Raw genomic sequence first — 7,922 nt, forward strand, 5'->3', positions numbered from 1 at the left:
AAGCTGAGCAGTGTAGCAGCGCAAACGCTCCGGTTCAGTCGGGTTGTGCGGCTTGCGCGGTCGTCTTGGCAAACAAGCGAAACCTTACCGGCAATTCGTCTCAGTGAAACGGCAACGGCGGGCCGATCGATTCGTGTAGGCGGCAATTGGCAAGGATGTCAAGCCATTGTTGACTTCCCTCCCTTGTCATTCACCCAGTACCTGCTGTGTCCAGAAACCCATCCAATTTTCTGCGTGTCCACCGTGGCGACCATGCATCAGATTCTGCCAAGCTTTCCTCCAAGCAAAGGCAGATGAAGTCGCATGGCAAACGTGCATTGGTGACTTCCGGCGACGCTCATCGTTTGGCATCCCAGGCTAACGACCTAGCGGATCAATTGCAGGCACAGCAAGCGATCCTGCGTCAGCAGCAAGTCGAACTGGCGATCCAAGCCACCATGGCAGCCGGTCAGTCATCACGTCCTGATCCGACCGAGAGCATCGATCGATTGCTCGGCGACGCGACGTTGGCGACCGGCACGACAGCGGCTGCGGTTTACTTGCTCGACGACGAGACCGAGTTTCTCGCAACTCGATTCGTCTTCGGTTTGTCACCCGCCGAGCGTCTGGGATCCCAGCGTCCTCTTCGCGGTGCTCGTGGTGACTTGGAAGCAATGGTCAAGGGCTTGGTCGCGATTGACGACATGGATCTCGGCCCCATCACCACGTGGCGTTCACCGGAACCCTTCCCATCGGGAATCTGCGTGTGTTTGGGCGAAACCGAGATGCCAATTGGCACGATGTGGTTGTATGCCGCCGCTGTGACGGCATTCAGCGACGTGCACACCGCCGCGGCCCGTTTGGCCGCATCCAACTTGCAGCAAACGTTGCTCCGCTTGGCAGAACAAGAAGCCGCGCCGGATTCCTCCATCCGGTTGATTCTGCCCAGCGACGTGACCCTCGATCGTTCCCGTGATGTCTCGCCCCCACCACACGAGACTCATGACGACTCGGAAACGATCTCGGAGCACAATCCCACCAGCAACGAGACTGCCCTCGTCGAGGAAGACTCCGACGGTGTTGTCCCTCCCGACACCGTCGCGCCCCCCGCGGATGACATCGGCTTCCCTCCCGCCGATGCGTCCGTGTCCGTGAAAGCCCCCGTCACGGATGGTTCCTCCGATGAAATCCAAACGAAGTCCGCCACACAGGACCGCTTGGACTTGATCGACGACGAAACCTTGTTGGATGCGGCCTTGGAATCCGCCATCGAAGCTCAGCTGGTCAAAAGCGATGAACTGATCGCCGACCTCCAGCGCGACTTGGATGTTCCCGAGAAAACCACGTACGGCTTCGTCGCGGATGACGATGCCCTGGATGATGTCGCCTTGGACAACGCGTTCGCCGAAACGGACGATGCCGCCCAATCATCGTCTCTCAACGAAGACGCGGAACAATGGCCGTTGTTGTCGGGTTACGACGAAGAAACGATGCGTTTGGCAGCGAAGCTGGATCTCCAAGACGCACAGTTTCTGTCGGGCGAATATGATCCCACCGAGATCGATCAGTTCGACGCGGACGCGTTGGAGTTCCACCATGGTTGGGACAATGACGAACTGGATGGCAACGTGGCCGACGAAGACGATTCGATGTGCAGTGATTTCGCCGACACCAGCGATTTCGATGAAGGTGAGCCGTTCCATGGCAGCGTCCTGTCGTTTGATTCGACACTGGATGAGCCATCGAAACCCGAATCGGACACCATCGACGCGATCGACGACATCATTGCGTTGATCGATGACTTCGACAGTGATTTTCCATCACGTGCACCGGAGCCCGGCGAAGACGATCATTCCATCCTCACCAATCAAGCGGTTGAGGTTGCCCCTGAGCCCGAGGACATCGACCTGGCCCATCAGGTATCGATCTGGCAGCACCAAACGCTACCGATGGGTGCCAAGATTTGCCCGTCTTGGTACGCCGATGGCATGATCGAATCTCCGCTGGACGTCGCACAAAGCTGGCATCACTGGGATATCCTGCCCGATGGTCAAATCGCCCTCGCGATCTGCCAGCCCAATGGCGGAGCGACTGCGAAGATCGATCTCAGCAATGTGATGGATGTGACCGTCGTGCGAGCGGCTCTGCAAGCCCACATGGGATACCGGCACCAACCGTCCGATGCGGTCCGCAGAGCCTATGACACGCTGTTCCAAATTCGCGATCACTCCTTCGTCGGCGAAGGGCACGGCAACGTATCACTGCTGTATGCCCAAATCGATCCTGAAACGGGTGAAACCAGAATGGCGTCGACCGGGGATTGGTCGACGCTCGCGATCTCGAAATTTGGCTACCGGCCCGTAGGATGGCTGGACCGCGAATCCGATCGCAACCATCGCGAATTGGGAACCAGCGATCTGGACACGACCTGTTTGGGCAACGTCGATATCACCAGCAGTCACCTGTATCTGCAACAGGGCGAAGTGTTCCTGGTCGCCGGATGCCAATGGATGGGACTGCAACCTGCAACCGCGGTGCCCGGATACCCGCAGCACCAAATCGGAACGGCGATTACCCAAGCGATGCGGGAAGGCAAGCTCAGCCCACTTGCCGCGTTGCGAACTTGGATGGCCGAAACTCCGCTCAATGGCGAGCGATCGGCGATGGCACTGCACCGATTTGGCGAGTGAAAATCGTCATCAACTGAATGCAACTGCAAGCCTTCATTCAGAGGGCTCGATCAGATGTCGATCACATTGGCGACGGGCAAGACAAAGATCTTCCCGTCGCCGATCTGGCCTTCGGTTCCCGTTCGCGACGCGTTGCGAATGATTTCGACAACCGGTTCCAAATCGTCGTCGTCAATCACCATCTCAAACGTGACCTTCCGCAGCAAATCGATTTTGTATTCGTTGCCACGAAAAAGCGCCGTCTGTCCGCGTTGACGTCCATACCCGAGAGCGTCACCGACAATCGTGTCGCTGAAACCGGCTTCATCAAGCGCCGATTGGACGTTGGAGAGTTTGGTCGGTTGAATGATGGCTTGAATCAAAATCATAGCGTCACCGTTTGGCCAGTCGTCATCGAAGTTTCCATCGCCTCCAGCATCCGCTGCGTCTCCAGCGCCTGCCGATGATAGGCTTGCCAAGGAGGCGATGGTGAATCCCAAAGTTGTTCATCTTGTTCGGTCGCGTTGATCCAACCGACCAATCGCGAAATCATGTTGTGTTCTTGGTGGCATTCGCAGCTGAATGGATGCACTTTGCCCGATGCTTCGTGCACCCATCCCCGTGCGGGTTTGTCCGGCCAAGGTCGCGTGAAATCATCGCAAACGATTGAAGCTTCTTCACCCGCGATCTCAAACCATTTTCGAGTCGCGGTGTCGAATGCACATGACATTGTCGCGGACACGTCGTTTGGAAAATTCATGATCGCGGTCACACGATACGGAACGCCGTCACGCATCACCGATTGAGCGTTCACCGTGGTTGGTAGTCCGTCGTTGGCGAGCCTTAGAATCCCAGCGGCGTACCATCCCAAATCGAGCAGACAGCCACCGCCCAGTGCAGCGTCTTGTCGGTGATCGCCGGATTGGAACGGATTGAAAAACGAAACTGCTGAACTGACATGCCGTAGCGAACCGAGCCGAAAATCCGCTTCGCCTTGCGGTACCGTTGCACCACTCAACCACTGCCGAAACATGTCCGTGCGATCGTGATGTAACCACGCCGTCGCATCGAGCCAATGCACTCGAGCCTTCGCACATGCGTCTGACATCACCTGCGTCGCCTGAGACGTCGTCGCCAGCGGCTTTTCACACAACACGTGCTTGCCCGCTGCGGCGGATGCGATCATCCACTCCGCATGCAATGACGGTGGCAACGCAACGTAGACGGCGTCCACATCGTCACGAGCGATCAAGTCCGCGTAACCGGACACCGCGTGGGCGATTCCATACGAATCAGCATACCAACGAGCGCGTTCGGATGTCCGGCTGGCGATCGCGGTCACGCTCGCACCCGGTGTCGATTGCAGGTCGGCGACCAATCGGCGAGTGATTCGGCCGGTGCCCAAAATACCGAACCGGATCGGTCGGCGTTCATCGTCCGTGAGGGTGGTTTCAGGCTGCAAAGGTTCGGTCGTCACGCGGGAGGAAATGGGCTGAATGAAAGCATTCCAAAGAGAGCGTCGCTCTTTTTTCAGCGGGATGCGAGGACGAAAGCCTAGCCGATCCCCCGGACAATCGGCACCACCAGTCTGATCGCTCATCTCGCCGGAAGGAAACGGATCGAATTTCGTTTTCCATCTTGCCAATCCGGCCACTGTTCCCCCTGCGTGCTAACTTTCCTACGGACGGAATTCTTTCTCGACGTATGACCGATGGATCGATGAAAACGCAAACGATCATGAACGATCAAAGCCCCCGCAATGGCCAGCACGCCATTGCCGGTCGTTTGCGTTTGCTAACGATGGCCTGCGTCCTTCTTTCGGCACTGCTTTCCTCCGGTTGTGCCAACTTGCGTTTGCCGGCGATCAATCCCACTGGCGAAACCTTGTTCGCTCCGCTGCCCACCACAACCAGCCTCGCGTTGCCGGGTTGCTTGGACGATGGCACCTGCGGATGCTTGGGTTGCCTTCGCAAGTTGGGGACCTGTTTGAAGTCGCCGAGTTTGGGAATTCCCAACCCAGCCTTTCCTGAACCCGAAGATCCACCGCAGTGCGTTGATCCCAACGCCACCATCGGCAGCGGAGTCGCGAACACCGGCCCATGCGTTCCCGGGCCTGGTTGCTCCGGCGATTGCTTGACGGGACCTCCGGCGGTTCTTTATGGCACCGAGATCACGGCGCAAAAAGCTTGCCAGTTGCCACCTCGCGGCGACCGAGGCTGCATCCTGCTGACGCCGCAAAAAATTGTGGCTCCGGTCGGCGGCGAAGTCATCCTGCTGTCAGGCATCTGTGGCACCGATGGGTATTTGCTGACAGCGGAACCTTTGGAATGGATGATGACGCAAGACAGCGTCGGCAACATCATCGAAGTCGGCGATGACGATCCCGGTTTCGTGCATCGGATGACCAACGTTCCGGTCGCGAAAAAGGAAACACCCGGGTTCGCTCGCGGCGTGACCAGCACCAAAGAAATGGTGATCACACGTGGCAATGCCAATGCCGCCGACGACATCAAGCTGGAAAAGGGGCAAACCTACATCACGCTCAGCAGTCCCAGCGAAGGCACCAGCCACGTGACCGTGCTGGCACCTGAAAGCGATTGCTGGGATCAACGAAAAGCGACCGCGACGATCTACTGGGTCGACGCTCGTTGGCAATTCCCGTCGCCGCAACGCGTTCAGGCTGGCGAGATCGTTGACTTGGTCACTCGAGTCACGCGGGCACAAGGCAGCTTGCCAGCACGCGGTTGGAAAGTTCGCTACGAAATCATGAACCCCGAACTGGCAACCTTTGCCGGCACCGGTGGTTCATCTGTGGTCGAGGTCAACGTCGATGATTCCGGTGATGCCCGAGCAACCCTGGAACCCATCGCGGGAACCAGCGGCAACGCGATCATCGACGTTCGCGTCATTCGTCCAGGCGGAACCACCGACAACATGCCCGATCTGACGCTCGGACGTGGACAAGCCTACGTGACCTGGAGCAGTCCTCAACTGGACTTGCGTGCCGGTGGTCCCGAAGTCGCCTCGTACCAAATCCCGTTCGACATTTTCGCCAACCTGCGGAACCCTGGCGACCAAGACGCAACCGGCGTCAAAGTCGAGCTTGGTTTCCCCGCCGGTGTGCGAATCGTTTCCACCGATGCGTTTGCCCAACGCTTCACGAACTCGATCGTGTGGGACATCGGCACGATGCCCGCCCAGCAACAATTGGACTTGGCAGTTCAGCTCACTTCGCCGACCGCGTTGAATCTGACCTTCCGCGCCATCGGCGACTCAGGATTGATCGCAGAAGACACCGTTCGCGTTGACATCTTCCGTCCCGCATTGGCTCTTCGCGTGAGCCCTCAAACCGACCGAGTGACCGCGGGCGATCCAGCGACATTTGATCTCGAAGTCGAGAACACGGGCGACCGTGCCCTTCAAGAAGTGGAACTGGAAGTGACCGGCGACAACGCAATGGTTCACCGGGAAGAGAACAGACGCGAGGTGGGCAACAAGAAAACGGACGGCCCGCTTCAACCAGGTGAGATCTGGAAGACCAGCGTCACTTTCGTGCCCACCGATTCGGGTCAACGCTGCATCGACGTGGTCGCCCTGGCCGCGGGAGGCCAACGGGCCCAGGCTCAATCATGCGTGATCGCGATCAACCCCGCTCCGCCGACACCAGCCGTCACTGCGAACCTGCAAGTCCGCGACCGAATGGCCGTCAGCGACTTGATTCTCGCGACGGGCCGAGTCACCAACTCCGGCGAAGTCACACTGACCAACGTGCGAGCCACCATGGCGTACGACGTGCAGTTGATCCCGAGACAAGCAACGACGGATTATCCCTACGCACTCGACACACCCTATGTCATCGCGTGGACGATTCCCGAACTCGCCCCCGGCAAGACGGTGATTTTGGAAACCGAATTCGAAGCACAAGAAGCGGCGCAAAGCAGCCGCATCGTGTTCTCAGCGGAGAGCAACGAAGGGGCAACAAACAGCGTCTCCGATAGCATCCAAATTTTCCCAGCCGCCCCCAGCAACGCTCCGTTGACTCCCGGACCCGCGTTGCCTCCGGTCAGCCCATCGCCAAACATCCCGGGTGGCCCCGGCACGGCCCCCGCGAATCCCAACGCGGGCCGAAGCACGCCAATTCCTGGCAACAACACGCCTGCCCGGACGGGTGTACTGCGACTGCAAGTCTTGCAACGTGACATCTCACCACGCGTTGGCGATGCGATTCGTTACGCGGTTGCGATTACCAATGACACCAACATGCTCGACTCGCAAGTTCAAATCCACTTTGACTTGCCTCCCGGTGTCTTGGTTGAAAGATTGGTCCAGACCAAAAGTCCCGAACTAGAAGGTTTGAGCCGAAGTGGCAACACGGTTTACTTCACCGAGATCAAGACACTCAAACCGGGCGAGACCATCGATTACGAGTTGGTCCTTCGCAGCAACCAAGCCCAGGACTTCAACCTGATCCTCGAAGCCGAAAGCCGCAACGTCCCCCAAGGAATCGCCATCCGAGAACCAACGACGGTCGCACCGTAATTCCCAAATGAAAAGTCGTCGGCTCAAACAAATGCTGACCTGCGTATGGCGAAGCAATACCAATGAACCTTCCGATGCTGAGCTGGCTGTGCCATTCGCGTATCGATCCCATTTGGATATTGATCTGGGAATCGATTGATTCGGGCGTGTCAGCCTCTTCTCTGATCGAGCCTGAGATCGGATCGAGACCGAAAGCGCTCAACCGGAGATACTAAGTTCTTTCACCGCTGCTGTTCGCCGGGGAAACAGGCTGACGACCACAACAGCCCCCCTGAGCATTTTCCTGAGGCAAGACTCCGAAGTCTTTCCCTGAAAGATGCAAGCTTTTGTTCATCCCACGGCTGCGATAATAGCAAATCGAATTTTGCACAACTTTCCGACGAATGAATCAGCTAGAAGCGAGACGGTTTTCACTCACGCACCGTCGCTCAGGTCGAGATGGTTGCCGTATCGACGTAGGACCTGTGACTTGAGATCCTCCAACCCTTCGGATTCCATCTCGGGGTCTTGGTCGATCCAGTCCTGGGCCATCTCGCGGGCGACTTGTAGAATCTCGACATCACGATGCAAGTCCGCGATTCGCAAGCGGGCGTCGCCGCTTTGGCGTTGGCCCAGCACATCGCCGGGGCCTCGCAAACGAAAGTCAGCCTCGGCCAATTCGAATCCGTCCAGTGTTTGTTCAAACACCTTCAGTCGCTCGTCGTCTTGCGGTGGTTTATCTCCATCGACAAACAC

At 57.9% G+C, this 7,922-nt stretch carries 4 protein-coding genes and 1 pseudogene; 2 read left to right on the plus strand and 3 right to left on the minus strand.

Translation table 11 applies throughout. The features are described 5' to 3' along the window. The first annotated feature begins 293 nt into the window (after nucleotides 1-293). Complete coding sequence (locus tag RE6C_RS17000) at nucleotides 294-2,669, plus strand: hypothetical protein (protein ID WP_236618284.1); 2,376 nt, start codon at nucleotides 294-296, stop codon at nucleotides 2,667-2,669. 50 nt (nucleotides 2,670-2,719) lie between these two features. Here the strand turns inward: RE6C_RS17000 and RE6C_RS17005 are convergent, their stop codons facing one another. Together RE6C_RS17005 and RE6C_RS17010 are read right to left on the minus strand one after the other, a co-directional pair. Continuing rightward, a complete protein-coding gene (locus RE6C_RS17005; protein WP_007329866.1) occupies nucleotides 2,720-3,037 on the minus strand; it encodes a P-II family nitrogen regulator in 318 nt (105 codons plus the stop codon). Then, nucleotides 3,034-4,302, minus strand: coding sequence for a Gfo/Idh/MocA family protein (locus RE6C_RS17010; RefSeq protein WP_008658454.1), 1,269 nt, complete (start codon nucleotides 4,300-4,302; stop codon nucleotides 3,034-3,036). The genes RE6C_RS17005 and RE6C_RS17010 overlap by 4 nt, the downstream gene beginning before the upstream one ends. A 50-nt stretch (nucleotides 4,303-4,352) precedes the next feature. Here RE6C_RS17010 and RE6C_RS17015 point away from each other — a divergent pair, with 50 nt between their 5' ends. Next, on the plus strand, nucleotides 4,353-7,187 hold the full coding sequence (locus RE6C_RS17015; protein ID WP_008658456.1) for a COG1361 family protein: 2,835 nt from the start codon (nucleotides 4,353-4,355) through the stop codon (nucleotides 7,185-7,187). A gap of 414 nt (nucleotides 7,188-7,601) precedes the next feature. Here the strand turns inward: RE6C_RS17015 and RE6C_RS17020 are convergent. Further along, a pseudogene (locus RE6C_RS17020) lies at nucleotides 7,602-7,922 on the minus strand (ATP-dependent DNA helicase RecG); the annotation flags it as partial.

Source organism: Rhodopirellula europaea 6C, from assembly GCF_000338295.1.
GTDB classification, from domain to species: domain Bacteria; phylum Planctomycetota; class Planctomycetia; order Pirellulales; family Pirellulaceae; genus Rhodopirellula; species Rhodopirellula europaea.